The organism is Sphingobium naphthae, from assembly GCF_043589935.1.
GTDB classification, from domain to species: Bacteria; Pseudomonadota; Alphaproteobacteria; order Sphingomonadales; family Sphingomonadaceae; genus Sphingobium; species Sphingobium naphthae_A.
Map to the genome: position 1 here is coordinate 2,335,945 of NZ_CP171454.1, position 25,791 is coordinate 2,361,735.

At 66.3% G+C, this 25,791-nt stretch carries 25 protein-coding genes; 7 read left to right on the forward strand and 18 right to left on the reverse strand.

Annotated elements, in window-relative coordinates; all coding sequences use genetic code 11:
* Positions 1-98: 98 nt before the first annotated feature.
* The 3 genes from ACGGKE_RS11595 to ACGGKE_RS11605 form a co-directional block, all read right to left on the reverse strand.
* A complete protein-coding gene (locus ACGGKE_RS11595; protein WP_394441946.1) occupies positions 99-1,199 on the reverse strand; it encodes a helix-turn-helix transcriptional regulator in 1,101 nt (366 codons plus the stop codon).
* Between the two features lie 110 nt (positions 1,200-1,309).
* Positions 1,310-1,957, reverse strand: a complete 648-nt coding sequence (locus ACGGKE_RS11600) for a class I SAM-dependent methyltransferase (RefSeq protein WP_394438006.1) — start codon at positions 1,955-1,957, stop codon at positions 1,310-1,312.
* Positions 1,958-2,086: 129 nt separating this feature from the next.
* The gene (locus ACGGKE_RS11605) at positions 2,087-4,375 is read right to left on the reverse strand and encodes a CDC48 family AAA ATPase (RefSeq protein ID WP_394438008.1); all 2,289 of its coding nucleotides are present in this window, start codon (positions 4,373-4,375) and stop codon (positions 2,087-2,089) included.
* Positions 4,376-4,711: 336 nt separating this feature from the next.
* Between ACGGKE_RS11605 and ACGGKE_RS11610 the strand changes: the two genes are divergently transcribed.
* The gene (locus ACGGKE_RS11610) at positions 4,712-5,593 is read left to right on the forward strand and encodes a LysR substrate-binding domain-containing protein (RefSeq protein WP_394438010.1); all 882 of its coding nucleotides are present in this window, start codon (positions 4,712-4,714) and stop codon (positions 5,591-5,593) included.
* A gap of 70 nt (positions 5,594-5,663) precedes the next feature.
* Entirely contained in the window at positions 5,664-6,824 is a 1,161-nt protein-coding gene (locus tag ACGGKE_RS11615) for a diguanylate cyclase (RefSeq protein ID WP_394438012.1), read from the forward strand.
* A gap of 34 nt (positions 6,825-6,858) precedes the next feature.
* Here ACGGKE_RS11615 and ACGGKE_RS11620 read toward each other — a convergent pair whose 3' ends face one another.
* A complete protein-coding gene (locus ACGGKE_RS11620; RefSeq protein ID WP_394438014.1) occupies positions 6,859-7,530 on the reverse strand; it encodes a glutathione S-transferase family protein in 672 nt (223 codons plus the stop codon).
* Positions 7,531-7,713: 183 nt separating this feature from the next.
* Here ACGGKE_RS11620 and acs point away from each other — a divergent pair, with 183 nt between their 5' ends.
* A complete protein-coding gene (acs, locus tag ACGGKE_RS11625) occupies positions 7,714-9,660 on the forward strand; it encodes an acetate--CoA ligase (protein WP_394438016.1) in 1,947 nt (648 codons plus the stop codon).
* Between the two features lie 72 nt (positions 9,661-9,732).
* On the opposite strand, the gene ACGGKE_RS11630 is transcribed toward acs, so the two are convergent.
* Complete coding sequence (locus ACGGKE_RS11630; protein WP_394438018.1) at positions 9,733-10,941, reverse strand: FAD-dependent monooxygenase; 1,209 nt, start codon at positions 10,939-10,941, stop codon at positions 9,733-9,735.
* Positions 10,942-11,003: 62 nt separating this feature from the next.
* Entirely contained in the window at positions 11,004-12,095 is a 1,092-nt protein-coding gene (locus tag ACGGKE_RS11635; RefSeq protein WP_394438020.1) for a branched-chain amino acid aminotransferase, read from the reverse strand.
* A gap of 158 nt (positions 12,096-12,253) precedes the next feature.
* On the opposite strand from ACGGKE_RS11635, the gene ACGGKE_RS11640 reads away from it, so the two are divergent.
* Both ACGGKE_RS11640 and ACGGKE_RS11645 read left to right on the forward strand, forming a co-directional pair.
* Positions 12,254-13,273 carry a threonine aldolase family protein gene (locus tag ACGGKE_RS11640; protein WP_394438022.1) on the forward strand — a complete coding sequence of 340 codons (1,020 nt, stop codon included), beginning with the start codon at positions 12,254-12,256 and terminating at the stop codon, positions 13,271-13,273.
* Positions 13,266-14,204, forward strand: coding sequence for a DMT family transporter (locus ACGGKE_RS11645; protein ID WP_394438024.1), 939 nt, complete (start codon positions 13,266-13,268; stop codon positions 14,202-14,204). The genes ACGGKE_RS11640 and ACGGKE_RS11645 overlap by 8 nt, the downstream gene beginning before the upstream one ends.
* On the opposite strand, the gene ACGGKE_RS11650 is transcribed toward ACGGKE_RS11645, so the two are convergent.
* From ACGGKE_RS11650 to ACGGKE_RS11705, 12 genes are all read right to left on the reverse strand, one after another.
* Positions 14,201-14,353 carry a hypothetical protein gene (locus tag ACGGKE_RS11650; protein WP_394438026.1) on the reverse strand — a complete coding sequence of 51 codons (153 nt, stop codon included), beginning with the start codon at positions 14,351-14,353 and terminating at the stop codon, positions 14,201-14,203. The genes ACGGKE_RS11645 and ACGGKE_RS11650 overlap by 4 nt on opposite strands.
* 73 nt (positions 14,354-14,426) lie before the next feature.
* A complete protein-coding gene (locus tag ACGGKE_RS11655) occupies positions 14,427-15,221 on the reverse strand; it encodes an SDR family NAD(P)-dependent oxidoreductase (RefSeq protein WP_394438029.1) in 795 nt (264 codons plus the stop codon).
* A 20-nt stretch (positions 15,222-15,241) separates the two neighbouring features.
* Positions 15,242-15,601 (reverse strand): HesB/IscA family protein, encoded by a 360-nt coding sequence (locus tag ACGGKE_RS11660; RefSeq protein ID WP_394438031.1) that lies wholly within the window; start codon positions 15,599-15,601, stop codon positions 15,242-15,244.
* A complete protein-coding gene (locus tag ACGGKE_RS11665; RefSeq protein WP_394438034.1) occupies positions 15,601-16,059 on the reverse strand; it encodes an SUF system Fe-S cluster assembly protein in 459 nt (152 codons plus the stop codon). Before ACGGKE_RS11665 ends, ACGGKE_RS11660 begins: the two co-directional genes overlap by 1 nt.
* Positions 16,056-17,261, reverse strand: coding sequence for a cysteine desulfurase (locus ACGGKE_RS11670; protein ID WP_394438036.1), 1,206 nt, complete (start codon positions 17,259-17,261; stop codon positions 16,056-16,058). The genes ACGGKE_RS11665 and ACGGKE_RS11670 overlap by 4 nt, the downstream gene beginning before the upstream one ends.
* On the reverse strand, positions 17,258-18,013 hold the full coding sequence (locus ACGGKE_RS11675; protein ID WP_394438038.1) for a SufD family Fe-S cluster assembly protein: 756 nt from the start codon (positions 18,011-18,013) through the stop codon (positions 17,258-17,260). Before ACGGKE_RS11675 ends, ACGGKE_RS11670 begins: the two co-directional genes overlap by 4 nt.
* Positions 18,013-18,759, reverse strand: a complete 747-nt coding sequence (gene sufC / locus ACGGKE_RS11680; RefSeq protein ID WP_394438040.1) for a Fe-S cluster assembly ATPase SufC — start codon at positions 18,757-18,759, stop codon at positions 18,013-18,015. Before sufC ends, ACGGKE_RS11675 begins: the two co-directional genes overlap by 1 nt.
* A gap of 7 nt (positions 18,760-18,766) precedes the next feature.
* Entirely contained in the window at positions 18,767-19,222 is a 456-nt protein-coding gene (locus tag ACGGKE_RS11685; RefSeq protein WP_394438042.1) for a hypothetical protein, read from the reverse strand.
* Between the two features lie 10 nt (positions 19,223-19,232).
* On the reverse strand, positions 19,233-19,625 hold the full coding sequence (locus ACGGKE_RS11690) for a hypothetical protein (protein ID WP_394438044.1): 393 nt from the start codon (positions 19,623-19,625) through the stop codon (positions 19,233-19,235).
* A 29-nt stretch (positions 19,626-19,654) separates the two neighbouring features.
* Complete coding sequence (gene sufB / locus ACGGKE_RS11695) at positions 19,655-21,139, reverse strand: Fe-S cluster assembly protein SufB (RefSeq protein ID WP_394438047.1); 1,485 nt, start codon at positions 21,137-21,139, stop codon at positions 19,655-19,657.
* Positions 21,136-21,546 (reverse strand): Rrf2 family transcriptional regulator, encoded by a 411-nt coding sequence (locus ACGGKE_RS11700; RefSeq protein WP_228167148.1) that lies wholly within the window; start codon positions 21,544-21,546, stop codon positions 21,136-21,138. The genes sufB and ACGGKE_RS11700 overlap by 4 nt, the downstream gene beginning before the upstream one ends.
* Positions 21,547-21,622: 76 nt before the next feature.
* Positions 21,623-22,567 (reverse strand): helix-turn-helix domain-containing protein, encoded by a 945-nt coding sequence (locus ACGGKE_RS11705; protein WP_394438050.1) that lies wholly within the window; start codon positions 22,565-22,567, stop codon positions 21,623-21,625.
* A gap of 348 nt (positions 22,568-22,915) precedes the next feature.
* Here ACGGKE_RS11705 and ACGGKE_RS11710 point away from each other — a divergent pair, with 348 nt between their 5' ends.
* Entirely contained in the window at positions 22,916-23,968 is a 1,053-nt protein-coding gene (locus ACGGKE_RS11710) for a quinone-dependent dihydroorotate dehydrogenase (RefSeq protein WP_394438052.1), read from the forward strand.
* Between the two features lie 72 nt (positions 23,969-24,040).
* Complete coding sequence (gene ggt / locus ACGGKE_RS11715) at positions 24,041-25,750, forward strand: gamma-glutamyltransferase (RefSeq protein WP_394438055.1); 1,710 nt, start codon at positions 24,041-24,043, stop codon at positions 25,748-25,750.
* The last annotated feature ends 41 nt before the right edge of the window (positions 25,751-25,791 follow it).

A 25,791-nucleotide genomic window follows, 5' to 3' on the forward strand; every position in this document is an offset into this window, starting at 1 on the left:
GCTGCCGACAGACAGCGAAGCTGTCCCGCCGACTCATCTATGGGATCCTCCGCCGCGGCGCATACCCCAAAGGCGGTAGGCCGCTTATTTTCGCTGCGTCACTGGGCGATCAGGCCGACCAGCCGCACCAGCTGCGCCTCCCGCCCGCAGCCCGTCTTGCCATAGATGCTGCGCAGCTGGACCTTCAGCGTCTCGGCGGTCACGCCACGGGCGGCGGCGACCTGCTGCCGGCTTTGCCCGGCGGCCAGCCGCACCGCGATGTCGGCCTCCGCCGGCGTCAGGCGGAATGTGCGGATCAGCGTCTGGGCATGGTGGTCGGTGGGCGCGCCCGTGCGCGCGACGATGATCCCGCGCGGGGCAAAGGGCAGCGCCCAGGGACGGGCGGGCAGGGGATAGGCTTCGACCAGCAAGGTGACGCCGCCCTCCTCGTCGGTCAGCATCACCGGCTCTGCGGCGCGCGCCGGGGGATCGATCACGCAGCGCACGGCCCGCATCAGCGCGCGGCTGTCCTCGGCCCGCGCGCACGCCAGCCAGCCATCGCGCAGGCGAAGCGGCCCCGCCGACAGCAGCGCCTGCGCCGCCGGGGTCATGCCGCCCACCCGGCCGGCCGCATCCACCAGCCAGCAGGCGCGGTCCATCGCCTCGAACGCGCCGGTCAGCAGCGCGAATCCCTGCTGCTCGATCGCCTGCTGCAACCGCACGGCGGCGCGGGCATGGCCGGCGATCTGGCCGAACAGGTCGCGCTGCTCCTGGGTCGTGCGGCCATCCTCCGCCGCGCGCAGCAGCGCCAGCCCGATCATCCCGCCGCGATCGCTGTGCAGCCGTGTCTGGCAACCGTCGAATATGTCGAAATCGGCGCACAGGTCGAGATAGTCGTCGCTGCGCAGGCTGCGACGCGCCACGTCATAATGCGCCTCATGCACGATCCCCGCGCGGTCCTGCATCAGGTCCGCGGCGATGCGGTAATTGAGGTCTGGGGCCGCCTGGTCGATCGCGCCGCTCGCGACGATGATGGCGGGGTCGACATCGCTGATCCAGTTGAAGGCGGCGCCGCCCGGGCCAAAGCCGATCATCTGCCCATGGCGCGATCCTGTTGCCTGCGCCATGGCTCGGATCGCCGCATCCCACAGGTGCGGCTCCAGCGCGGCGCTCAGGAAAAGCTCCGACCATTGCGCATCGCTTCTGGCTGCCGCCGCCATCGCACGATCCCCCATATCCCCCGACTGTCGTCCCTCACATGAGAAACCAAGTCAATGGATAGGGCGTCGGTGCGGCGTCTGCGCTCCGCAGAGCTGATCTGGATCAGCCTTCAGGCGGCCCGGGTCAGCGCCTGATCGCCTGTCGCGCGGATGACTCGGCATGGCGGGATGTTGCGCCATTCAAGTCGTTCGCTGATCCCCCCGAACAGCGGCGTCAGCAGGCGCAGCACATAGCGCGAATATTGGTAGATCAGGAATTCCCCGCCCGGCCGCAGGGCGGCGCGCGTCTCGGCGCAGATCGACGCGCCCACGCCATCGGGCAGGGTCGAGAAGGGCAGGCCCGACAGGACGTAGTCCGCCTGCTGGTGGCCCGCCTCGCGGATGAAGCGCCGCACATCGACGGCCGATCCGTGCACCACGCGCAGCCGGGGATCGTCGATCTGCGCGTCGAGCCAGGCGACGAAGTCGAGATTGAGGTCGATCGCGATCAGCGTGGCATCGGGATGCATTCGCTCCAGGATCGGGCGGGTGAAGGTGCCGACCCCCGGCCCATATTCCACGATCAGCCGCGCCCGCTCCCAATCCACCGGCGCCAGCACCGCGTCGACCAGAGTGCGCGACGACGGGATGACCGAACCGATCATGCCCGGATGCTTCAGGAACTGGCGGAAGAAGATGCGCCATTGGGTGAGGAAGGAGCCACTGCCGGCGCGCCGTGAACTTTTCTTATGCTTGTCCTTGAACGGAAGGGACGCCATCAAAACCGCCTGTCTGTCTTATCCAAATCGGCCTCGCAAAATCGGAGTCCGCTGGCAAGCGGCTTTGCGGGTCATGGGGCGGCAACGCGTGGACGGCGGATGGGTTCAATCCGCCGTCCCTACCGGGTTTCAGCGTTCGCGCGCCCGTAACATGCCCGGCGACACGAAGCCGATCGGGTCCAATTGCATCGCGCTTTGTTTCAACGTCGCCTGGATCTGCTCATATTCGCGCTCCATCTCGGGCGTGACCGATGCGCGGGTTTCCTCCAGCGCCGCCTCGAAATGCGCCATGGTGACGGCATCGACGCTGAGCGACTGGCGCAGCGCGATCAGGCCTGCCCGGCGCGACAGATCCTCCAGGTCCGCGCCGGTGAACCGCTCGGTGCGGCTGGCGAGCGCGTCCAGGTCGACATCCTCGGCCAGCGGCATCTTGCGCGTATGGATGTCGAGGATGCGGCGGCGCCCCGCTTCCTCGGGCACCGGCACATAGATAAGCTCGTCGAACCGGCCGGGCCGCAGCAGTGCGGGATCGACCAGGTTCGGCCGATTGGTCGCGCCGATCACCACGACCGACTGCAGCTCCTCCAGCCCATCCATCTCGGCCAGGATGGTGTTGACCACGCGCTCGGTCACGGCCGGTTCACCCAGCCCACCGCCGCGCGCGGGCACCAGGCTGTCCAGCTCGTCGATGAAGATGACCGTGGGCGCCACCTGTCGCGCGCGGGCAAAGAGGCGGGCAATCTGCTGCTCGCTCTCACCATACCATTTACTCAGCAGGTCGCTCGACTTGGTGGCGATGAAATTGGCCTGCGCCTCGCGCGCGACCGCTTTCGCCAGCAGCGTCTTGCCCGTGCCCGGCGGGCCATAGAGCAGGAAGCCCTTGGCCGGCCGGATGCCGATCCGGCGAAAGGCGTCGGGGTCCTTGAGCGGCAGCTCCACCCCTTCCTTCAGGCGCATCTGCGCATCGTCCAGCCCGCCAATATCGGCCCATCCGATATTGGGCGCCTGCACCATCACCTCGCGCATCGCCGAAGGCTGGACGCGCTTGATGGCGGACATGAAGTCCTCGCGCGTCACCGACAGCTCTTCCAGCACATCGGGCGGGATCGTCCCTTCCTCCAGGTTGAGCCGGGGCATGAAGCGCCGCACCGCCTCGATCGCTGCCTCGCGCGTGAGCGCCGCCAGGTCCGCGCCGACGAAACCATAGGTCATGCGCGCGAGCTCGCTCAGGTCCACCTTGTCGCCCAGCGGCATGCCGCGGGTGTGGATACCCAAAATCTCGCGCCGACCGCGTTCGTCCGGCACGCCCACGACGATCTCGCGGTCGAAGCGGCCTGGCCGGCGCAGCGCCTCGTCGATCGCCTCGGGGCGGTTGGTGGCGGCGATGACGACCAGATTGGTGCGCGGCTCCAGCCCGTCCATCAGCGTCAGCAATTGCGCGACCAGACGCTTTTCCGTCTCGCCGGTCACATTGCCGCGCTTGGGCGCAATTGAATCGATCTCGTCGATGAACAGGATCGAAGGCGCGGCCTTGGCCGCTTCCTCGAAAATCTCGCGCAGCTTCTTTTCCGATTCGCCATAGGCCGAACCCATGATCTCCGGCCCGTTGATCAGGAAGAATTCGGCTTCCGATTCATTGGCGACCGCGCGGGCGAGGCGCGTCTTGCCGGTGCCCGGCGGGCCATGCAGAAGCACGCCCTTGGGCGGATCGACGCCCAGTCGCTCGAACAGTTCGGGATAGCGCAGCGGCAGCTCGACCATCTCGCGCAGCTGGTCGATCGTCTCGGCCATGCCGCCGACATCGTCATAGGTGACGTCGGCCCGGCGGGATTCGCGCGGCTCCTCATATTCGGCGCGCAGCTCCACCTCGGTATCAGCGTCGATATGGACGATGCCCTTGGGGGTGGTCGACACCACGATCAGGCGAATTTCCTGCAGCGCATAGGCCGGCGCGGCCAGCATCTGGCGCAGCTGGGGCGGCATGTCGCCGGGGGGCACCTGTTGCTGGCCGGCGGTCGCCACGACATCGCCCGCCGCCAGCGGCCGCTGGAAGAAGACGCGCTTCAACGCTTCGGGATTGCCCTGCAGCCGCAGGTTATTTTGTGCAGGCGCGAACACCACGCGCTGGGCCGGACGCGGCTCCGCCTTGCTGATCTGGACGAAGTCGCCGGACCCCACACCCGCATTGGCGCGCTGCAAGCCGTCGAGGCGCAGGACGTCCAGCCCTTCATCCTCCTTATAGGGGCGGACCACCCGCGCGGGGGTGCTGCGCTTGCCGACAATCTCGATGACATCGCCTTCGCCCAGTTGCAACTGGGCCATCACTGCCAGCGGAAGGCGCGCCAACCCGCGCCCCGCATCCTCCGGTCGCGCATTGGCGACTTGAATCCTTCGTCCGGTCTGTTCCTGATCGGCCACCTGGTTTCCCCGTCTTTCTCGTTCCGAAACGAGATAGGAAACGCTGTAGCGATCGGAAAGACCCTCTGGCCACAGGGATCGACAACAAAAAACGGGCCGGCCCAAGGGCCAGCCCGAAAAGTTTTAGGAGAGGATGCCTGAAAGGCAGTTTCTATGTGCGCCGCAACAGGAGATTTTGCAAGTGCGAAAAAGCTAGCGGAGTTGCAAAAAATGCATCTTGCCATTTTCCGCATTTTCCTGCTCATTATGGACAGGATGCTTGGAACCGGGATGCGCGCCGTTCGATAAAGAGAATTGACGCGGCGCAGCGGATCGGCTTCGGACTTGTAACAGATTATGCGCAGATTGCCGCCCCTTACGGCCCTGGAGGCCTTTGTGCAGGTCGCCCGCCTCGGATCGGTCAAGGCGGCGGCCGAGGAGCTTGCCCTCTCGACGCCCGCGCTCAGCCGCCGCGTTCAGGCGCTGGAACGGTTCATCGGCCGCCCCCTGTTCGACCGCAAGCATCAGGCGCTGGAAATCAATCTCGATGGGCAGCGCCTGCTGGACGACATCGCTCCGGCGCTGGATTCGCTCAGCCAGGCGCTCGAAAATATCCAGAGCGGCGGCAATCAGCTGCGGCTGCGGCTGGCGGTCATGCCGCTCTTCGCCACCCAGCGGCTCTTCCCCCATCTTGGCAAGCTGCGCCAGCAGCATCCCCAACTGCATATCGACATTGAAACGACGCCCCATGCGATCGCGCGACTGGGCGAAGGGCTGGACGCGGCGATCGTGCTGATGGCCAAGGACATCGATCCCGCGCTTTATGCCCACGAACTGGATCATGAGCAGGTGTATCTGATCGGCCGGCGGCAATTGCTGGAAGGGCCCCAGGCGCTCAAATCACCCGAAGAACTGGCGCAGCAGACCATCCTGCTTCACCGCGACATGGCCTTGTCCTTCGACGCCTGGAAGGAAGCGGCGGGCCTGCCTGATCTGCAACCGCTTGCGATCGACAATTATGATTCGGGCCAGCTGATGCTGGAGGCGGCGGCGCAGGGCCTGGGCGTCGCGGTCATGCATGCCAGCCATTTCGAACAATCGGGCGACCCGCGACTGGTGCGGCTCTTCCCCATCCATGTCGAAAGCCCCTATCGCTATTTCTTCGTCTGCCGCCCCCGGGCGCTGCAGACCCGGTCGGTCCGCATCTTTCGCGACTGGCTGGTGGCCGCCGAAATCTAGGGAATCGCGGCCGAAAAGATTCTTTCGCCCCGGCGCTTAAGCCCATCCTTGCGCCGCCGTTATGAAGGGCATGATTGGGGCACATTCTTCATCCGCGAGCCCGCAACATGGGCTGACCGACCGATTGGCACGCTGGGCCAAGGGGCTGTCGGGGCGAACGGATGAGCCCGAGGAGGTGGAGATCACCGCCCGCGCCAGGCCCGGTGCCGCCTCCAGTCGCGAAATCAATCGGCGCCGACAACTTTATGCCGACATTGGCGACTTTCTCTTCGCCCATGATCTCGACCTCACCCCCACCAATTTCAGCGTCGCGCTCGACTATCTGACCGGCGCAAATATCGGCGTGGAAAAGGCGATCCGCGCGGTGATGATGGAGCGCGGCAAAATCACCAATGGCTGGATCGAGGCATTGGCCGCCGAACAGCGCGCCGACGAAGTCACCCCTGAATCGCTCGCCACCATGCTCGACAAGGTTGAGGAAAATCTCGACCAGTTCACCGGGCTGATGCATGAATCGCGCAAATCGGCCAAGGATTATGGCGCCGCGCTGCAGGAACAGGCCAAGGATCTGGCGAGCGGCACCGATGGCGAGCCGGTGCTGGCCCGGCTGGTGGGACTGACCCGCTCGATGGTGGAAAAGACGCGCGCGGTGGAAAGCCAGTTGCGCGAGAATCAGAAGCAGACCCAGGCGCTGCGATCCAGTCTCGAAAGCGCGCGCCGCGCCGCGGAACAGGATCATCTGACCGGCCTGCCCAACCGTCGCGCGTTCGAAGGCCGGTTGCGGGAGGAGGTGGCGCTGGCGCTATCGACGCGCGAACCGCTCTCGATCGCCTTTTGCGACATCGATCATTTCAAGGCGATCAACGACACCCACGGGCATGATACGGGCGACCGGGTGCTGAAATTCGTCGCCGGCCTGCTCGCCAAGGTCTCCGACGATCGCTGTCACGTCGCGCGCCATGGCGGCGAGGAATTCGTGATGTTGTTCCGGGGCAAGACCGCCGCCGAAACCTGCGAGGCGGTGGACGATGTGCGCGAGGATCTGGCCGGGCGCAGCCTGGTCAACCGCACCAATGGCGAACGAATGGACCGGGTCAGCTTTTCCGCCGGCGTCGCCAACGTCCTTGCCTATGACGACCCGCGCGCCGCGCTCAAGGCGGCCGATCGGGCGCTCTACCTTGCCAAGGAACATGGCCGCAACCGGGTCTATCTGGCCGCCGGCGCTGAGTGAGCCGTGGCCATCGCGGGATCATCCCGCCTGACGGTCAGAAATCCGGCTTCTCGTAATGGGGGGGCGGCGTGATCACTTCCATCCGTTCGGACAGGAGCGGGCGGAAGGAAGGTCGCGACTTGAACCCGGCATACCAGCGCCGCACCGGTTCGTGCCCGGCCCAGTCGATGCCGCCCAGATAATCGGCGACCGACAGGTGGGCCGCAGCGGCGATGTCCGCCAGGCTGAGCGTTCCGCCCGCCATCCAGCTGCGATGGTCGAGCAGATAGTCCATATAATCCATGTGGACATTGGCGCGCTTCATCGCTTCGCGCAGCACCCGGGCGTCGGGCGGCGCCCGCTCGATCAGCCGCTTCTTCATCCGCTCGTGCAGCAACGGCCCCACGACATCGCCATAGAAGCTCTCGTCGAAAAAGGCGGTCAGCCGCCGCACTTCCGCCCGTCCCGCAGCCGTGCCGGAAATCAGCGGGACCTTTTCAACCGTCTCCTCGAAATATTCGCAGATCGCCTGGCTGTCGATCAGCGTCAGGCCGCGATCGGGATCGGCCATCACCGGCGTCAGTCCGGCGGGGTTGAGATCCAGAAATTCGTCGCGCATCGCCCAGGGCGATTCGCGCACCAGATCATAGCCGATGCCCTTTTCGCCCAGCAGCAGCCGGACCTTGCGCGAATAGGGACAGAGGGGAAATTGGTAGAGCAGCCACATACAGATTTGCTGTTAGGCGCGCGCAGCCGTTCGGGAAAGCGGCAAAAATGGAAATGCGTCGCGTCGCCGCGGCGATATAGCTGCCCTGCGGCGCGACGAACGCCCCCCTTGCGCCCTTCCGATCGCGGGAGCGGGGCGATAGAAGAAGGCGGAATAATGGTTTCGCGTTGGAAAGGATGCCCGATGTCTGAAGATTTCTTCCCCGTGCCCCAGGACTGGGCGCAGGGCGCGCTGATGGACCGGGCCGCGCGGGAGGCGGACTATGCCCGGTCGATCGCCGACAGCCATGACTATTGGATGGAGCGCGCCCAGCGGCTCGATTGGATCACGCCGCCGACCCGCAGCAATGACAGCAGCTTCGCCGAATCGGACTTCGGCATCTCCTGGTTCGCGGACGGCGTGCTCAACGTCAGCGTCAATTGCATGGACCGGCATCTGGCCGAGCGGGGCGATCAGACGGCGATCATCTGGGAACCCGATTCCCCCGACGCCTCGCCGCGCCGCTACAGCTATAAGGATCTGCATGCGCAGGTCTGCCGCCTCGCCAATGTGCTCAAGACCGCGGGCGTCAAAAAGGGCGACCGCGTCACCATCTATCTGCCGATGATCCCGGAGGCCGCCTTCGCGCTGCTCGCCTGCGCGCGCATCGGCGCGATCCATTCGGTCGTCTTCGGCGGCTTTTCGCCCGAAGCGCTGTGCGGCCGCATCCAGGACTGCGATTCCCGCTTCGTCATCACCGCCGACGAAGGCTGCCGCGCGGGCAAGACGGTGCCGCTCAAGGCCAATGTCGACGCCGCGCTCAAGGACTGTCCTTCGGTCAAGCGCGTCATCGTCGTCCAGGCGACCGGCGGCGACGTCGCCATGGCGCCGGGCCGCGACCTGTGGCTGCATGAGGAAGCCGAGAAGGTCGCGGCCGACTGCCCGCCCGAGCCGATGCGCGCAGAAGACCCGCTGTTCATCCTCTACACGTCGGGCTCCACCGGCAAGCCCAAGGGCGTCCTGCACACCACCGGCGGCTATCTCCTGTGGGCAAGCCTGACGCACGAACTCTGCTTCGATTACCGGCCCGGCGACATCTACTGGTGCGCCGCCGACATCGGCTGGGTCACGGGGCACAGCTATATCGTCTATGGCCCGCTCGCCAATGGCGCGACGACGCTGATGTATGAAGGGGTGCCCAATCATCCGACGCCCGCGCGCATCTGGCAGGTGGTCGACCGGCATCAGGTCCAGACCCTGTTCACCGCGCCCACCGCGCTGCGCGCGCTGATGAAGGAGGGCGACGCGCATGTGAAGGCGACCAGCCGCGCCTCGCTGCGCCTGCTCGGCACGGTGGGCGAGCCGATCAATCCCGAGGCCTGGCGCTGGTATCACCAGGTCGTCGGCGAGGGGCGCTGCCCGATCATCGACACCTGGTGGCAGACGGAGACGGGCGGCGCGATGATCGCGCCGATGCCCGGCGCAACCGACCTCAAGCCCGGATCGGCGACCTTCCCCATGCCCGGCGTCGTGCCGCAGATCGTCGATGCCGAAGGCGCGGTGCTGGAGGGCGCGGCCGAGGGCAATCTCGTCATCGCGCAAAGCTGGCCCGGGCAGATGCGCACGGTCTGGGGCGATCATGACCGCTTCTTCCAGACCTATTTCACGACCTTTCCCGGCAAATATACTACCGGCGACGGCGCTCGTCGCGATGCCGATGGCTATTACTGGATCACCGGCCGGGTCGACGACGTCATCAACGTGTCAGGCCACCGCATGGGCACGGCCGAGGTCGAAAGCGCGCTGGTGCTGCACGAAAGCGTCGCCGAAGCGGCGGTAGTCGGCTTCCCCCACGACATCAAGGGCCAGGGCATCTACGCCTATGTGACGCTGAACAGCGGCGAGGAGCCGAGCGATGCACTGCGCAACACCCTGGCCGCCTGGGTCCGGCGGGAAATCGGCCCGATCGCCACGCCCGACGCCATCCAGTTCGCCCCCGGCCTGCCCAAGACGCGATCGGGCAAGATCATGCGCCGCATCCTGCGCAAGATCGCCGAAGGGGAGGTGTCGGCCCAGGCGCTGGGCGACACCAGCACCCTCGCGGACCCTGCGGTTGTGGATAATCTGGTCGCCAATCGCCAGGCGGGCTGACTGCGGCGAAGGCCGGACATCAGCATGTCCGGCTTCTTGCATACTGTCGGTGGCGACCGCTGGACTGCGCCCTCAGACTCGCTCGCCCGCCAGCAGGCGCGGCAGCGCGCCTGATTGGCCGCGCGCTTCCGCCATGAAGCGGCCCTTGAGGATCGGCGTGCGCTGCACCGCGGCCAGGCCGGCGCGACGCACCAGCGAGGGCAGCTTGCCCGGCACGTCGAACAGGCGCACCAGGCCGTCCATGGCGACGCTGGTCATGAGCGCGTCGAGCCCGCGCCAGCGCTGATAGCGCGCGAGCAGTTGCGGATCGCCGGGGTCGAGCCCCAGGCGCATTCCCTCCACCAGCACCTCGACCAGCGCGGCGACGTCGCGGAAGCCCAGGTTCAGCCCCTGCCCGGCGATCGGGTGGATCGCATGGGCGCTGTCGCCCACCAGCGCCAGCCGCGTTTCGGTGATGCGCGCGGCATGGTGAAAGCCCAGGGGATAGGATGATCGCGGCCCGGCCAGCCGGATCTCGCCAAGAAAGCCGCCGATCCGCTTCTGCGCTTCGGCCAGCCAGGCGCGTTCGGACAATTTGAGCATCGCCGGCGCTTGTTCGGTCGGCACCGTCCACACGACAGCCGACCGCGTGCCCGGCAGCATCGGCAGCAAGGCGAAGGGGCCGCCGACATAGAAAATCTCATAGGCGGTATTGGCGTGCGGCACGTCATGGTCGATCGCGGTGACCATGGCGGTATGGCTATATTGCCAGCGCGTCGTGCGAATGCCCGCCGCTTCCCGCGTAGGGCTGTTGCGCCCCTCCGCCGCGACCAGCAACGCGCCCTGGATCGTGGCGCCGCTTTCCAGCGTCAGCGTCACCGCATCGGCATCGCGATCGACCCGCACGGCCCGATCGGGCTGGAAACGCGTCAGATTGTCCGCCTGCGCCGCGGTCTGCGCCAGCGCGAGGCGCAGGTCGCGATTGGGGAACATCGTGCCCATGACGCCATCATCGGCGTCCGGCACGAAATCGAGAGCGCCCGGCTCCAGCCCGTCACTGACCCAGATGCGATCGATGGGGCAACCCTTGCCCTCCAGATGCGCGCTCACGCCGATCGCCTGCAGCATGGCATGGCTGGTGGAGCTGATTGCCGAGACGCGGCCATCGAAGCCGGCGGCGGTCACGTCCGCCGGTTCGGCCGGATCGATGACGGCGGTCTTCACGCCATGCGCGGATAGGGCGATGCCCAGGGTGAGGCCGACAAGACCTCCGCCCAGGATGACGACGTCGAAGCGTTCCATGCCCTTCATCTAGGCGCTGCCCGTTCGAATGGAAAGCGCTCTCCGCGCACCGGCGCGAAGGATCAGAGGATGCGCACCCAATTCGCCGGATCGGCCACGGTGCCGCGCTGGATGCCGGTCAGCTCCGCCCGCAGCTTTTCGGTGACCATGCCGCCATCGCCATTGCCGATGGTGAAATCGCCGTCGTTGCTCTTGACCGTGCCGATCGCCGTGACGACCGCCGCTGTGCCGCAGGCGAAGGCTTCGCGCAGCGCGCCGCTGGCGGCGTCGGCGCGCCACTGGGCGAAGCTATAGGGCTCCTCGCGCACCACATGCCCCTGGGCGCGGGCCAGGGTGATGATCGAATTGCGCGTGATGCCGGGCAGGATGGTGCCGCCCAGCGGCGGCGTGACGATCGACCCGTCATCCATGACGAAGAAGACGTTCATGCCGCCCAGTTCCTCGACCCACTTGTTTTCCGCGGCGTCGAGGAAGACCACCTGGTCGCAGCCATGGCCGATCGCTTCCTTCTGCGCAACAAGGCTGGCCGCATAATTGCCGCCGCATTTCGCCGCGCCGGTGCCGCCGCGCGCGGCGCGGGTATAATGTTCCGACACCCACAGGGTCACGGCCTTGCTGCCGCCCTTGAAATAGGCGCCCGCAGGCGAGGCGATGACGCAGAAAATATATTCGTTGGACGGACGCACGCCCAGGAAGGTCTCGCTCGCGAACATGAAGGGGCGCAGATAGAGGCTGCCTTCGCCCTGCGGGATCCAGTCGGCGTCAATCTTCACCAGTTTCTCGACCGCTTCCAGGAACAGCGCCTCGGGCAGCGGGGGCATCGCCATGCGCTCGGCCGATTCCGCGAAGCGGCGGGCATTTTCCTCCGGCCGGAACATGGCGACGCTGCCGTCGGCCAGCCGATAGGCCTTCATCCCTTCGAAGATTTCCTGCGCATAGTGAAGCACGGCGCAGGCGGGATCGAGCTGGAAGGCTTCGCGCGGACCCACGCTATGGCTGTGCCAGCCCTGGCTTTCGGTATAGCGGATGGTCACCATATGATCGGTGAAGAGACGTCCGAACCCCGGGTCGGCCAGAAGGATCGCGCGCTGGTCCGCGGCCACAGCCTGGCTGCTGCGGGTGACGGTGAAGCGCGACTTCTGCTCGACGTCCATGGGTGAGTCTCCTTGTGCATGGATTGGACGCGCCGCCTATGTCACAGAGCGTGGTGCGAAACAATTGGTCATCTATGCTGACCTATCGACGGCGAATAGAGCCAGCGCCGCGCCGCTGGCCTCTTCCCGCGCGGCGGCCGGCCCGCTATCGCGATGCGATGCATTTCTTTTCCGACAACGCCACGCCGATCTGCCCCGAACTTCTCGCCGCCATCGCCGCCGCCGATCAGGCCGATCATGGCTATGACGGCGACGCTTGGAGCGCGCGGCTGGACGGCGCCTTTTCCGCCTTGTTCGACACCGATGTGAAGGCGCTGTGGATCGCGACCGGCACGGCGGCGAACAGCATCGCGCTCGCCTGCCTCTGCCCGCCCTATGGCGGCATCCTCTGCCATGAGGAGGCGCATATCGTCGTTGACGAATGTGGCGCGCCGGGCTTCTTCACGCATGGCGCGACGCTGATGCCGCTGCCGGGCGCCGGCGCGAAACTGACGCCCGACATGGTGCGCGAACGGCTGAAGGCGATCCGCCCCGACGTGCATCAGGTGCCGGCGCACGCGATCAGCATCACCAACGCCACCGAATATGGTCTGGTCTACACGCCTGATGAGGTCGCCGCCCTTGGCGACATCGCCAGGTCACATGGCCTTGGCTTCCACATGGATGGCGCGCGCTTCGCCAATGCGGTAGCGTATCTGGGCTGCGCGCCGGCCGATCTCACCTGGCGCGCGGGCGTGGAGGCGCTCTCCTTCGGCTGCGTCAAGAATGGCGGCATGGTGGGCGAGGCGCTGCTCTTCTTCGGGCCTCAGGCGCAGGCCCGCGCGGCCCAGGCGCAACGCTGGCGCAAGCGGTCGGGCCACCTCCTCTCCAAGGGGCGTTATCTCGCCGCGCAGATCCTCGCGATGATCGAGGATGGATTGTGGCTGCGCAACGCGCAGGCGGCGAACGCGGCGGCGCAGGCGCTTGCGCAAGGGGCTGGCGATCGGCTGCTGCACCCGGTGCAGGCCAATGAGCTGTTCGTGCGCCTGCACGCGGGCGAAGCGTCGCGCCTGCGCGCGCAGGGCTTTGACTTCTACGATTGGGGCGAAGGGGCCGCGCGGCTGGTCACCAACTGGTCGCAGGACGCCGCCAGCGTCGCGCCCCTGGCGGCGGCGCTCGCCGCGCTCGACCATGACTGAGGCAGGGGCAGGGGCAGGGGCAGGGGCGGGGGCGACTTCGGGCGACAAGGCGGGCGGGATCATCCTGCCCTTCGCGCTCGTCACGCTGATCTGGGGCTCGACCTGGATCGTCATCCGCGACCAATTGGGCAGCGTCCCGCCCAGCTGGTCAGTCTGCTACCGCTTCCTCCTCGCCGGCGTCGCCATGGCCGCCTTCGCCCGGATGCGCGGCGTATCGCTGCGGATCGGCGGGGCGGGCCTCCTCTTCGCGGCCCTGCTCGGCACCGCGCAATTCGTGCTCAACTTCAACTTCGTCTATCGCGCCGAACAATATCTGACATCGGGCGTCGTCGCGGTCATCTACGCGATGCTGCTGATCCCCAATTCGGTGCTGGCCTTCCTCGCCTTTCGCCAGCCCGTCACGCGCGGCTTCATCGCCGGATCGGCGATCGCCATGGCCGGCATCGTCATGATGCTGGTGCACGAATATCGCGCCGCCGACGTCGCGCCGGACAAGGTGCTGCTGGGCGCGGCCTTTTCGATCGCCGGGCTGCTGAGCGCGTCGGCCGCCAACGTCATGCAGGGGATGGAGATCGCCCGGCGGCTGCCGATGGTGGCGGTGCTGGCCTGGGCGATGCTGATCGGCGCGGCCGTGGACGCCGCTTTCGCCTGGATCGTCGCCGGACCCCCAGTCATCGAGCCGCGCCTGGGCTATCTGGCGGGCATCGCCTATCTGGGGATTGCCGGATCGGTGGTGACCTTTCCGCTCTATTTCCGGCTGATCCAGCGCATCGGCGCTGGCCGGGCCGCCTATACCAGCGTGCTCATCCCGGTGATCGCGATGCTCATCTCCACCCTGCTGGAGAATTATCGCTGGACCGGCTTCGCCGCGCCCGGCGCGCTGCTGGCGGTGGCGGGCATGGTGATCGCGCTGCGCGCCAAAAAGGCTTAGCGAGGGCCGGGCTGATAGCGCTGCTTGGCGTCGTTCACCCGCTCGATCAGGCTGGTCAGTGATGGCGCCGGACCGCCTGCGCGGCGCGGTGCGGCCGGCATGCTCATCCGGTCGGAAAGGGCGGCGAAGGCCTGGTCGAAACGAGTCATGATCTTGTCCTTCCGATGCGATGCCTTCTTGTCGCGTCGGCTGGTTAACAAGGCGTAAACCACGACACCCTGTTCAGAGGCAGGCGCGAAGCCCCTCGGCATAGGTCGGAAACCGCGGCGCCCAGCCCAGCAGCCGCTTGGCCCGTCCATTGGCGACCCTGCGATTTTCCGCATAGAAGCCGCGCGCCATCGGCGACAACCCCGCCGCCTCCAGCGACTGGAGCGGCGGCCAGGGGCGGCCGATGAGGTCGCAAGCGGCCTCGATCACGCGGTTCTGCGCGCAGGGCAGGTCATCGGACAGATTATAGATGCCCGGCGGTCCATCGAAGGACGCCATCACGCCGGACACGATGTCATCGACATGGATGCGGCTGAAAATCTGGTCAGGCAGGTCGATGCGATGCGCGCGCCCTTCGCGCACCCGCTCCAGCGCGGAGCGGCCAGGCCCGTAGATGCCGGGCAGGCGAAAGCGGCGCATGTCGCCGCGCAGCGCGCCCCAGTCCCGGTCCGCCTGCGCCCGCGCGGTGCGGCGGCCCTGGCCCAGCGGCGCGCTTTCGTCGACCCAGGCCCCGCCGCTGTCGCCATAGACGCCAGTGGAGGAGAAATAACCCGTCCAGCGCGCTGGCGCGGCGGCGATCGCTGCGCCATGGCGGGCCAGGACGGGATCAGCCTCGCCAACCGGCGGTACGGACGAGAGGATATGGCTCGCCTGCCCGATGGCGGCGGCGACGGCGCTGTCATCGTCAAAGGCGAGCGTGTCGGCATCGGCGCTGCGCCGCACGCCGGTGACGCGCCAGCCGTCCGCGCGCAGACGCGTGGCCAGCCGGAACGCGGTATAGCCCATGCCGATGACGAGCATGTGGGGCATGAAGCGACCGCTGCCGGACGTCAGACCGTGAAGCTCTCGCCGCAGCCGCAGCTGCCCTTGGCATTGGGATTGTTGAAGACGAAGCCGGCGGTGAAGTCATCCTCCACCCAGTCCATCGTCGATCCCACCAGATACAGGACCGACGCGCCGTCGATATAGAAGGTGCCGCCGGGCGTCTCGATCTTCTCGTCGAACTTTGCCTCTTCCGTCACATAATCGACCGAATAGGCCAGGCCCGAACAGCCCCGGCGCGGCGTCGACAGCTTGACGCCGATCGTCCCGTCAGGCGCCTGGGCCATCAGATCGGCGATCCGCGCTTCCGCGCTCGGCGTCAGCAGCACCGCGGCCGGGCGCGCGCGCGTCTTGGCTTCCGTCGTCATCACAGCATCCCCAGTTCGAGCTTCGCCTCGTCGCTCATCTTCTGCGGGTCCCAAGGCGGATCCCACACCAGGTTGACGTCGGCATCGCCCACGCCCGGCACCGCGCCCACGCGCAGTTCGACTTCGCCCGGCATGGATTCGGCGACCGGGCAGTGCGGCGTCGTCAGCGTCATGGTGACAGCGACATGGCCTTCATGGATGTCAACGCCGTAGATCAGGCCCAAGTCGTAGATATTGACCGGGATTTCCGGGTCGTAAATATCCTTCAGCGCGTCGATCACCGCTTCGTACAGGTCGCCGCCGGGCTCGCCTGCCGGCTGTTCTGCGGGCTTCTGCGTCAGGAAACCGTCCAGATAGTCGCGCTGGCGCGGGGCCGGCTCCGCCGCCTCGACACGCGCCCTTGGCGGCGCGTCCACCGCGTCCACTTCCTCGACCATGATCTTGCGTTCGTCGGTCATCCGAAAATCTTCCTTACCCGTGCGATCCCGCGCACCAGCGCGTCCACGTCGCTTTCATCGCTGTACAGGCCGAAACTGGCCCGCGCCGTCGCCTCGACGCCCAGATGGCGCATCAGCGGCTGGGCACAATGATGGCCCGCGCGGATGGCGACGCCGCCTTCGTCCAATATGGTGCCGACGTCGTGCGGATGCACCCCCTCGACCTCGAAAGAGAGTATCCCCGCCGAATCCTCCGGGCCGAACACGCGCACGCTGTTGAGCGCTTCCAGCGCCGCCCGCGCCTGGCCGACCAGCGTGCATTCATGTGCGTGGATCGCGTCGAGCCCGATGGCCTGCACATAATCGATGGCGGCGGACAGGCCGACCACGCCCGTGATGTGCGGCGTCCCCGCCTCGAACCGGGTCGGCGCCGGGGCATAGGTCGTCCGTTCGAACGTCACCTTGTCGATCATCGATCCTCCGCCCTGATAAGGCGGCATGGCGTCGAGCAACGCCTGGCGCCCCCACAGCACGCCGATCCCGGTGGGACCGTAGAGCTTGTGTGCCGAAAAGACGTAGAAGTCGCAGTCGAGCGCCGCCACATCGACCGCCAGGCGCGGCACGGCCTGGCATCCGTCGATCAGGATCTTCGCGCCAACGCCATGGGCGATGTCGGCGGCGCGGCGACAATCGAGCACGCTGCCCAGCACGTTGGAGACATGGGCCAGCGCCACCATCTTGTGCGCCGGCGTGATCATCGCCGCCATGGCGTCCAGGTCGATGCGGCCATCCTGCGTCAGCGGCACGACGTCGATCGCCGCGCCCACGCGCTCGGCGACGATCTGCCACGGCACGATATTGCTGTGATGCTCCAGCATGGAAAGCAGGATGCGGTCGCCCGCCTTCAGCTGCGTGCCCGCCCAGCTGTGCGCGACCAGGTTGATCCCTTCGGTCGCGCCGCGCACATAGACGACCTGGCTGTCGGACGCGGCGCCGATGAACTGCGCCACCTTTCGCCGCGCGGCTTCATAGGCCAGCGTCATGTTGGCCGACCGCTCATAGACGCCGCGATGCACCGTCGCATAATCGGGGCCATAGGCGCGGGCGATGGCGTCGATCACGGCCGTCGGCTTCTGCGCGGTGGCGGCGCTGTCCAGATAGTGCCAGTCGCCTACACCGGGAAAATCGTCCCGCAGGCGCAGCCCTTGTGCCACGTCGGTCATACCAGCGTCTCCAGCTTGGCGATCGCGGCTGCCTCCAGCCGGTCCTTCACCGCTTCGTCGCTCACATCGTCGAACACGCCGGCGACGAACGCCTTGAGCAGCAGCGTCTTGGCCGTCGCCGGATCCATGCCGCGGCTCGCCATGTAGAACAGCGCCTGCCGGTCAAGTTCCCCGACGGTCGCGCCATGGGCGCATTTGACGTCGTCGGCGTAGATTTCCAGCTCCGGCTTCGCGTTCGCCGTCGCCGTGCGGTCCAGCAGCATCGCCTTGATCGACTGGAAGGCGTCGGTCCGCTGCGCATCGCGCGCGACATTGATGCTGCCCAGATAGCTGCCGGTGGCGCGGCCGCCCAGGATCGAGCGGACGGTCTGCCCGCTGGTCGCGTCGGGCTGCGCATGCGTGACTTTGGTCACGATCTCCAGCGTCTGGTCGCCGCCGCCGATGATCGCGCCGCTCAGTTCGAAATGGCTGCCCTGGCCCAGGCGCACGTCGAACGTCACCCGGCCCAGCTTTCCGCCGATGTTGAGCAGGTGGAAATCGAATCGCGCGCCGTCGGCGATGTCGATGACATAGTCATGCACCGCCGCTCCGTCGTCAGCGGCATCCTGCAGCAGATGGTCATGCGCGCGCTCGCCGGCGGCCACGACGATCCGGCGCGCGGCGGGAATCGGCCAGATGGCGGCCAGCGCATTCAGGTCGCTGTAGCGCCAGGCTTCATCCTTGCGCGTGGGAAGGGTCAGCGCGTTCGCCATCACGCGGCCAGCACCTCGCCATAGCCTTCGCGCTCCAGTTCCAGCGCCAGTTCCGGACCGCCCGATTTCACGATCCGTCCGCCCGCCAGCACATGGACGAAGTCCGGCTTCACATAGTCGAGCAGCCGCTGATAATGGGTGATCAGCAGCACCGCCTTGTCGGGCTTGCGCACGATCGCGTTGATGCCCGACCCCACGATCTTGAGCGCGTCGATGTCGAGCCCGCTGTCCGTTTCGTCCAGGATCGCCAGCCTCGGGTCGAGAATGCCCATCTGCACCATTTCGGCGCGCTTCTTCTCGCCGCCGGAAAAGCCGACATTCACCGGACGCTTGAGCATGTCCATGTCCAGGTCCAGCAGCCCGGCCTTCTCCTTGGCCAGGCGGATGAACTCGCCGCCATTCAGCTCCGCCTCGCCGCGCGCCCGCTTCTGGCTGTTCAGGCTCTCGCGCAGGAACTGCAGGTTGGACACGCCCGGGATCTCGACCGGATATTGGAAGCCCAGGAACAGGCCGGCGGCCGCCCGCTCATGCGGCTCCATGTCGAGCAGGTCGGCGCCCTCGAACGTTGCGCTGCCGCCCGTCACGTCATAGCCCGGCCGCCCGCCCAGCGTATAGGCCAGCGTCGACTTGCCCGCGCCATTCGGCCCCATGATCGCATGGATCTCGCCTGCGTTGATGGTCAGCGACAGGCCCTTGAGGATCGCCTTGCCGTCGATTTCGTTGGTGAGGTTGTCAATCGTCAGCATGTGTTTTTTAGTCCTTTGGCGCGCGCTGGAGCGTCCGCGCGGTCCAGAAGGCCATGTCGCGCACGTCGCCCGGCGCGGGGAACAGCGTGTCGATATGGCGCTTGATCGGCATATAGGGCCACCAGTCGGCGCCGGGTTCGGGCGATCCCTTTTCCAGCAGGGCGGCCACGAACTCCGTCACCGGTCCCATGCGGGCCAGGTTGGGCGCCTTGGCCTTGTGGAAAGCCTTGTCGGTCCTGAGGCGATCGGTGAAGGCCGCGTCGCCCTTCTCCAGCGCTGCGCGGCATTCCGCTTGATAAGCGTCGAGGTCGCCAAAATCCTTGCGCGCCCGCGCCTCAAGCTCGCCCTCTTCCAGCTCATAATCCTCGGTCAGGATGCGGATGGCGGCCGTCCAGGACTGGCCATTGCCGACATCCTCCGAAAAATCGGCAAGGGCATCCTGAATATCGTCTTCGTCGCTCAAAGCTCAGTCCTTATTTTGCAGAATTTTCAAGTCGAATGGCTCTGCGCAAAAATTCTTCCCGAGCCTCGTTCTCATCTTTTGAGTTCTCAAAATTAAAATGCTTAGAACAAGAAGAAAATTCCTGAGCGTGATCCAGCCTTTTACCCAATTTCTTCGTGACGTTGATTTTCAACCGGTATACCGAATCCATCAACTCACCCATCTTTTCGACAACTTCCTGCTTCCTGTCCAAAGCTGCGAAGTAGTCAGAATGGCGCTCTCGATCTGTTTCGAGCGGCGCTCCCCACGACTGCTCTGCCCTAACCCTCAACTCCTCAAGCGAAACGGCATGATCTAGGGCCACCTCGGCAAGAATGAGATGGATAGGTTCGCCGGTATTCCGCCGTTCAGCCAGTTCGGTCATGGCCTCCACGATACGAGACCGCTGCTGTCTCATCCCACACTCCCCTCCAGTGAAATGCCGAGCAGCTTCTGCGCCTCGACCGCAAATTCCATCGGCAGCTGCTGCAGCACTTCCTTGGCGAAGCCGTTGACGATCAGCGACACCGCGCTTTCCTGGTCCAGCCCGCGCTGCATCGCGTAGAAAAGCTGGTCGTCAGAAATCTTCGACGTCGTCGCCTCATGCTCGATCTGCGCGGTCGGGTTGCGCACCTCGATATAGGGCACGGTGTGGGCGCCGCACTGGTCCCCCAGCAGCAGGCTGTCGCACTGAGTAAAGTTGCGCACGCCTTCCGCGCCCGCCGCGACGCGGACGAGACCGCGATAGGTGTTGTTGGAACGGCCGGCCGAGATGCCTTTCGACACGATGGTCGAACGCGACCCCTTGCCGTTGTGGATCATCTTGGTGCCAGTGTCGGCCTGTTGCAGATTGTTGGTCAGCGCGACCGAATAGAATTCGCCGACGCTGTTCTCGCCATTCAACACGCAGCTTGGATATTTCCAGGTGATGGCCGATCCGGTCTCCACCTGAGTCCAGCTGACCTTGCTGTTGCGGCCCTGGCACAGCGCCCGCTTCGTCACGAAATTATAGATGCCGCCCTTGCCATTCTCGTCGCCCGGATACCAGTTCTGGACGGTCGAATATTTGATCTCGGCATCGTCCAGCGCGACCAGTTCCACCACCGCGGCGTGGAGCTGATTCTCGTCGCGCATCGGCGCGGTGCAGCCTTCCAGGTAGGAAACATAGGCGCCCTCGTCCGCGACGATCAGGGTGCGCTCGAACTGGCCGGTATTTTCCGCATTGATGCGGAAATAGGTCGACAGCTCCATCGGGCAGCGCACGCCCTTGGGAATGTAGACGAAGGTGCCGTCGGAAAAGACCGCGCAATTCAATGTCGCGAAATAATTGTCGTGCATCGGCACGACCTTGCCCAGCCACGCCTTCACCAGGTCGGGAAATTCGCGCACCGCCTCGCTGATCGACCGGAAGATGACGCCAGCCTCCTCCAGCTCCTTGCGGAAGGTGGTGGCGACCGACACCGAATCGAACACGGCGTCGACCGCGACCTTGCGACTGCCCTTCACCCCGGCGAGCATTTCCTGCTCGGCGATCGGGATGCCCAGCTTCTGGTAGGTGGCCAGGATTTCCGGATCGACCTCGTCCAGGCTGTTCAGCTCCGCCTTCTTCTTGGGCTCGGCATAATAATAGGCGTCCTGATAGTCGATCGGCGGCACGTTCAGCTTGGCCCAGTCCGGCGCGGCCATCTTCTGCCACTGGGCAAAGGCCTTGAGCCGCCAGTCGAGCAGCCATTGCGGCTCGCCCTTCTTGGCCGAAATGAAGCGGACCGTGTCCTCGTTCAGCCCCTTGGGCGCGAAATCCTGCTCGATCGCCGACGACCAGCCATGCTCATAGGTCGACGCGCGCTGCGCGGCCTCCAGCGCTTGCTGGTTTCGAACTGTCGTCACGTCGTCGGTCATGCCATCTCTCTAGTCAAACTCGCGATCGTGACGCTGGCCAGCGCCGCGCGGATCGCAGTGTTCGCCACATTCATGTGCGGGCGGATGCGGCAATCGGTTTCCAGATTGCAGTCATGCGCGCCCATTTCGGCGCAGGCGGTCATGGCGATCGGCCCTTCGACCGCTTCCACCACGTCCGCCAGCGTGATCGCGGCGGGCGGGCGCGACAGGCGCACCCCGCCGCCCGTCCCGCGACTCGATTCGAGCAGTCCGGCGGCCGACAGCCGGCTCACCAGCTTCTGCGCGGTGGGCAGCGGTATGCCGGTTTCGGCTGACAGGGTGGTCGCGTTCATCCGCACCGCCCCGCAATGGCGCGCAGCGGCGCTCATCAGCACCACGGCATAATCAGCGAAACTCGACAATCGCATTGCGAACCATTCTCAAATCGGACCGAATCCATCCGATTGCGCATGTGGTCTCCCGCGCCGCGGGAATCAAGGCTTTTTATGAAAGGCGGTTGAGCACCGCGACATCGCCGCCCAGTGACCGGCGCAGCAGGGTCAGCTGCGCCACGGCCGACGGCTCGGCCTGCAACTGGTGAGGCGTCAGCCCGATGAAATGCTTGATTTCGCGGATGAAGTGCGACTGGTCGTAAAAGCCCGCCTCCTCGCACAATTGCTGCCAGCTCTCGCCGTCCAGCGCGATCCGGGCGGAACAGCGCAGCGCGCGATATTTGCGAGCCAGCAGCTTGGGCGGGGCGCCATAATAGCGGTTGGTCAGGCGCGCCAGCTGGCGCTGCGACAGGCCAGTGGCTTCGGAAAGCGCCTCGATGCGGGGCGATCCTTCCCCGACCAGCCAGGCATCAACCGCGGCGAGCAGGTCCCAATTGGCCTTGCGCAGCGGCTGGACGATGCGACCGAGCAAAGTCCAGACGAGATCCGCCATCGCGTTGGCGTCGGTTTCATCCATGGCATGCAGTCGATCACGCAACGCCGCGAAGGCGCCGCCGCGATCCTCCGTCAGGTCGCGCAGCCGGTCGGCCAGCTGGCTTGCATCCTGATCGTGCAGCGACACCCATCCGGCCGGCAGAAGCGAGACGCCCAGCACGCGCGCCGGCCCTTTCAATGCAAAGCGCGTAGCGCCCGATGTGGGCCCAAGCAGGCAGAGTTGCGGCGTCGGCACGACCGCGCCGTCCTGGAAATGATAATCGCCCGCTCCGCTCAGCATGATGCGCAGTTGCGGACAGTCGGCGCGGGTGACGTCGGTGTAATGATCGGCCGACACGCTAAAGAGGTAGAGCGAGCCGACATAGCCGCGCAGATGATCCGGCGGGGCGATATAGCGCAGCCGTACCGGCCCCTGCGCCGCCGCTACCGTGTAGGACAGCGGCCCCCCATCGTCCGGCAGGGCGATAGCGCCCCCCCGGCTATCGACTTGATGCAACCCCATATTTTTCACCCCGGCGTCGAATATGCGCCAATCATCGCAAGAGGCAAGCGCCGTGGCGCGCCTTGTTGCATTTTTGACAGTCAAACGATCTCAGGCAAAAAATGACCCGGTGGTTCGCACCACCGGGTCAGGAAAAGGTCTCGTCGGCCAAGTGGCCTTGGAGCCTTCGGGTCGCAGGAGGGCTTTACGCCTGAATCATTGAAAGTTTATTGGATGGAACGGACATTTTTCCGTCCGAAACGGTCTCATTGATGACGTTTCCTGTCATAATATGTGGCTTTAGGGGGCCTGTGGCGCAGGAGCCACAGTGACTCGACGCGACGGGCCGCTGCTGGCATAGCGCGCGCCATGTCCTACCGCCTGATCTGCCCCCTGCTGTTCGCCCTTGACGCGGAACGCGCGCATAATCTCTCGATCGCCGCGCTGCGGATGATGCCCACCCCGCGGGCGATCCGGCCCGACCCGATGCTGTGCACGCGCGTCGCGGGGATCGATTTTCCCAATCCCGTCGGACTGGCGGCTGGCTATGACAAGGATGGGCGAGTCGCGCACAAGATGCACGGGCTGGGCTTTGGCTTCGCCGAACTCGGCACGCTGACGCCGCTGGCGCAGCCGGGCAATCCGCAGCCCCGCCTGTTCCGCCTCGTCGAGGATCGCGCCGTCATCAACCGCTTCGGCTTCAACAATGGCGGGCAGGGCGCGGCGGCCGACCGGATCGCGCGCTACCGCCGGCCCAAGGGCGAAGGTCCGGTGATCGGCATCAATATCGGCGCGAACAAGGATGCGACCGCCGCCGGGCGCGGCATCGCCGATTATGTCACCGGCGTCACCTGCATGGCGCCGCTGGCGGATTATCTGACGGTCAACATCTCCTCGCCCAACACGCCCGGGCTGCGCGCGCTGCAGGGCCGGGCGGCGCTCGATGATCTGCTGGGCGCGGTCATGGCGGCGCGCGGCGCGGACCCGACGCCCATCTTCCTCAAAGTCGCGCCCGACCTCGACCCCGCCGATGTGGAGGATATTGCCGCCGCCTGCATCGACCATCGGGTTGACGCGCTGATCGTGTCCAACACCACCATCAGCCGCCCGGCGCTGCGTTCGGCCCATGCGGCGGAGGCCGGCGGCCTGTCGGGCGCGCCGCTGACGGACCTGTCGCTGGCGCGGCTGCGCGATTTCCGCCGACTGCTGGGGACGCGGATGCCGCTGATCGGGGTGGGTGGCATCGCAACCCCGCAGCAGGCCTATGCGCGCATCCGGGCGGGCGCGTCGCTGGTGCAGCTCTACAGCGCGCTGGTCTATGAAGGCCCCTGGCTGGCGCGGCGCATCAATGCCGGGCTGAAGGCGCTGATGACGCGCGATGGCGTGCGCACTATCGCGGAACTGGTGGGAAGCGACGGCTGATCCGTCCTGCGGGATATGAAGATGCTGATCGAAAGGGTTGCGGCCCGCCCCGCAACGCCTAGGGTGCGGGCCATGACCTTCCGCCTGTCGGCCGCCCTGGCCCCGCTCGCCCTCCTTGCCACCACTGCCCTTGCGCCCGCGCCGCTGCTGGCGCGCACGCCGGTCGCGCTCAACGCCACCGTCTCGGCCGCCGATCCGCGCGCGGCGCAGGCGGGGCAGGAAATATTGCGCAAGGGCGGCAGCGCCACCGACGCGGCGATCGCGATGATGCTGACGCTGGGCGTGGTCGAGCCGCACAATAGCGGCATCGGCGGCGGCGGCTTCCTGATGCATCATGACGGCGACACCGGTCTGCTCGAATCGATCGACGGGCGCGAGACCGCGCCGGCGGCGGCGCGTCCCGATCGCTTCCTTGGCCCCGACGGCAAGCCGCTGCCCTTCGTCCGGGCTTGGCCGGGGGGCTATTCGGTCGGCGTGCCGGGCAATCTGCGCCTCGCCTGGGACGCGCACCGCAAATGGGGCAAGCTGCCCTGGGCCGATCTGTTCCAGCCGGCGATCAAACTGGCGGAGGATGGCTATGAATTGGGCGAGCGCACCGCCACCGCGCTTGATCGGCTGAAGGACATCTGGAAGGATTTTCCGGAAATCCAATCCTATTTCTGGGTCGATGGCGCGCCGCCGCCGGTCGGCACCCTGCTCAAGAACCCGCCGCTCGCCGCGCTCTACAAGCGGATCGCGGCGGAGGGGCCGGACGCCTTCTACCATCGCGACAATGCCCAGGCGATCGCAAAGGCGGTCACCAATGCGCCCCGCAACCCGGTCCCGATGACGATGGCGGACCTGGCTGGCTATGAAGCGAAGGCACGAAAGCCTGTCTGCGGCAAATATCGCGCCTATACCATCTGCGGCATGGGCCCGGCCTCCGCCGGCGGGGTCACCGTGCTGGAGATATTGGGCATGGTCGAGCGCTTTCCGCTCGGCCAGTGGGGCAAGGATGATCCGCGCAGCTGGCATGTGATCGGCGAAGCGATGCAACTCGCCTATGCCGATCGCGACACCTGGCTGGGCGATCCCGATTTCGTGTCGGTGCCGGTCGCCGGCATGATCGACCCCGCCTATCTCAAGCGGCGATCGGCGATGATCCGGCTGGACCGGTCCTTGCGTACCTATGAGCCTGGCACGCCGCCCGGCGCGCAGCCGCGCACCGCGGCCGGACCGCAGCCGGAAGTGGGCACCAGCCACTTCGTCGCAGTCGATCGGAATGGCGACGTCGCCAGCTGGACCTCCACCATCGAAAGCTTCTTCGGCAGCCAGCTGGTCGCCAATGGCGTGATCCTCAACAATGAACTGACCGATTTCAGCTTCGCCCCTGAAAAGGACGGCAAGCTCGTCGCCAACCGGGTGGAGCCGGGCAAGCGCCCGCTCTCCTCCATGTCGCCGACCATCGTCTATGACGACAAAGGCACGCCGATCTTCACCGTCGGCGCAGCCGGCGGGCGCACCATCATCATGCAGGTGGCCAAGGCGCTGATCGCGCATTTCGACTGGGGCCTGTCTGCCCAGCAATCGATCGCGCACGGCCTCATCTATTACAACAAGGACGGGCTGGTGCTGGAGCAGGGCACGGCGCTGGAGGCGATGAAGGCGCCGCTCGAAAAGCTTGGCCATCATGTGACGCTCAGCCCGCTGGGCCTCAAGGCCAATGCCGCCGAGCGGACGGCCAATGGCCATTGGGTCGGCGCCGCCGATCCGCGCAGCCCCGGCGTATCGCTGCAGGAATAGGGCGCAGGGACTTTCCTGCGCGCGGGGCAGCGGCACCAGGA

Excerpts from the sequence above, each read along its gene's own strand:
- ACGGKE_RS11630 (WP_394438018.1), bottom strand. The coding sequence starts at position 10,941 with ATGGAACGCTTCGACGTCGTCATCCTGGGCGGAGGTCTTGTCGGCCTC.
- ACGGKE_RS11710 (WP_394438052.1), top strand. The coding sequence starts at position 22,916 with ATGTCCTACCGCCTGATCTGCCCCCTGCTGTTCGCCCTTGACGCGGAA.
- ACGGKE_RS11595 (WP_394441946.1), bottom strand. The coding sequence starts at position 1,199 with ATGGCGGCGGCAGCCAGAAGCGATGCGCAATGGTCGGAGCTTTTCCTG.
- ACGGKE_RS11690 (WP_394438044.1), bottom strand. The coding sequence starts at position 19,625 with ATGACCGAACTGGCTGAACGGCGGAATACCGGCGAACCTATCCATCTC.
- ACGGKE_RS11660 (WP_394438031.1), bottom strand. The coding sequence starts at position 15,601 with ATGACGACGGAAGCCAAGACGCGCGCGCGCCCGGCCGCGGTGCTGCTG.
- ACGGKE_RS11640 (WP_394438022.1), top strand. The coding sequence starts at position 12,254 with ATGCATTTCTTTTCCGACAACGCCACGCCGATCTGCCCCGAACTTCTC.
- ACGGKE_RS11645 (WP_394438024.1), top strand. The coding sequence starts at position 13,266 with ATGACTGAGGCAGGGGCAGGGGCAGGGGCAGGGGCGGGGGCGACTTCG.
- ACGGKE_RS11670 (WP_394438036.1), bottom strand. The coding sequence starts at position 17,261 with ATGACCGACGTGGCACAAGGGCTGCGCCTGCGGGACGATTTTCCCGGT.
- ACGGKE_RS11635 (WP_394438020.1), bottom strand. The coding sequence starts at position 12,095 with ATGGACGTCGAGCAGAAGTCGCGCTTCACCGTCACCCGCAGCAGCCAG.
- sufB (WP_394438047.1), bottom strand. The coding sequence starts at position 21,139 with ATGACCGACGACGTGACGACAGTTCGAAACCAGCAAGCGCTGGAGGCC.
- acs (WP_394438016.1), top strand. The coding sequence starts at position 7,714 with ATGTCTGAAGATTTCTTCCCCGTGCCCCAGGACTGGGCGCAGGGCGCG.
- ACGGKE_RS11700 (WP_228167148.1), bottom strand. The coding sequence starts at position 21,546 with ATGCGATTGTCGAGTTTCGCTGATTATGCCGTGGTGCTGATGAGCGCC.
- ACGGKE_RS11615 (WP_394438012.1), top strand. The coding sequence starts at position 5,664 with ATGATTGGGGCACATTCTTCATCCGCGAGCCCGCAACATGGGCTGACC.
- sufC (WP_394438040.1), bottom strand. The coding sequence starts at position 18,759 with ATGCTGACGATTGACAACCTCACCAACGAAATCGACGGCAAGGCGATC.
- ACGGKE_RS11620 (WP_394438014.1), bottom strand. The coding sequence starts at position 7,530 with ATGTGGCTGCTCTACCAATTTCCCCTCTGTCCCTATTCGCGCAAGGTC.
- ACGGKE_RS11610 (WP_394438010.1), top strand. The coding sequence starts at position 4,712 with ATGCGCAGATTGCCGCCCCTTACGGCCCTGGAGGCCTTTGTGCAGGTC.
- ggt (WP_394438055.1), top strand. The coding sequence starts at position 24,041 with ATGACCTTCCGCCTGTCGGCCGCCCTGGCCCCGCTCGCCCTCCTTGCC.
- ACGGKE_RS11665 (WP_394438034.1), bottom strand. The coding sequence starts at position 16,059 with ATGACCGACGAACGCAAGATCATGGTCGAGGAAGTGGACGCGGTGGAC.
- ACGGKE_RS11675 (WP_394438038.1), bottom strand. The coding sequence starts at position 18,013 with ATGGCGAACGCGCTGACCCTTCCCACGCGCAAGGATGAAGCCTGGCGC.
- ACGGKE_RS11600 (WP_394438006.1), bottom strand. The coding sequence starts at position 1,957 with ATGGCGTCCCTTCCGTTCAAGGACAAGCATAAGAAAAGTTCACGGCGC.
- ACGGKE_RS11655 (WP_394438029.1), bottom strand. The coding sequence starts at position 15,221 with ATGCCCCACATGCTCGTCATCGGCATGGGCTATACCGCGTTCCGGCTG.
- ACGGKE_RS11650 (WP_394438026.1), bottom strand. The coding sequence starts at position 14,353 with ATGACTCGTTTCGACCAGGCCTTCGCCGCCCTTTCCGACCGGATGAGC.
- ACGGKE_RS11705 (WP_394438050.1), bottom strand. The coding sequence starts at position 22,567 with ATGGGGTTGCATCAAGTCGATAGCCGGGGGGGCGCTATCGCCCTGCCG.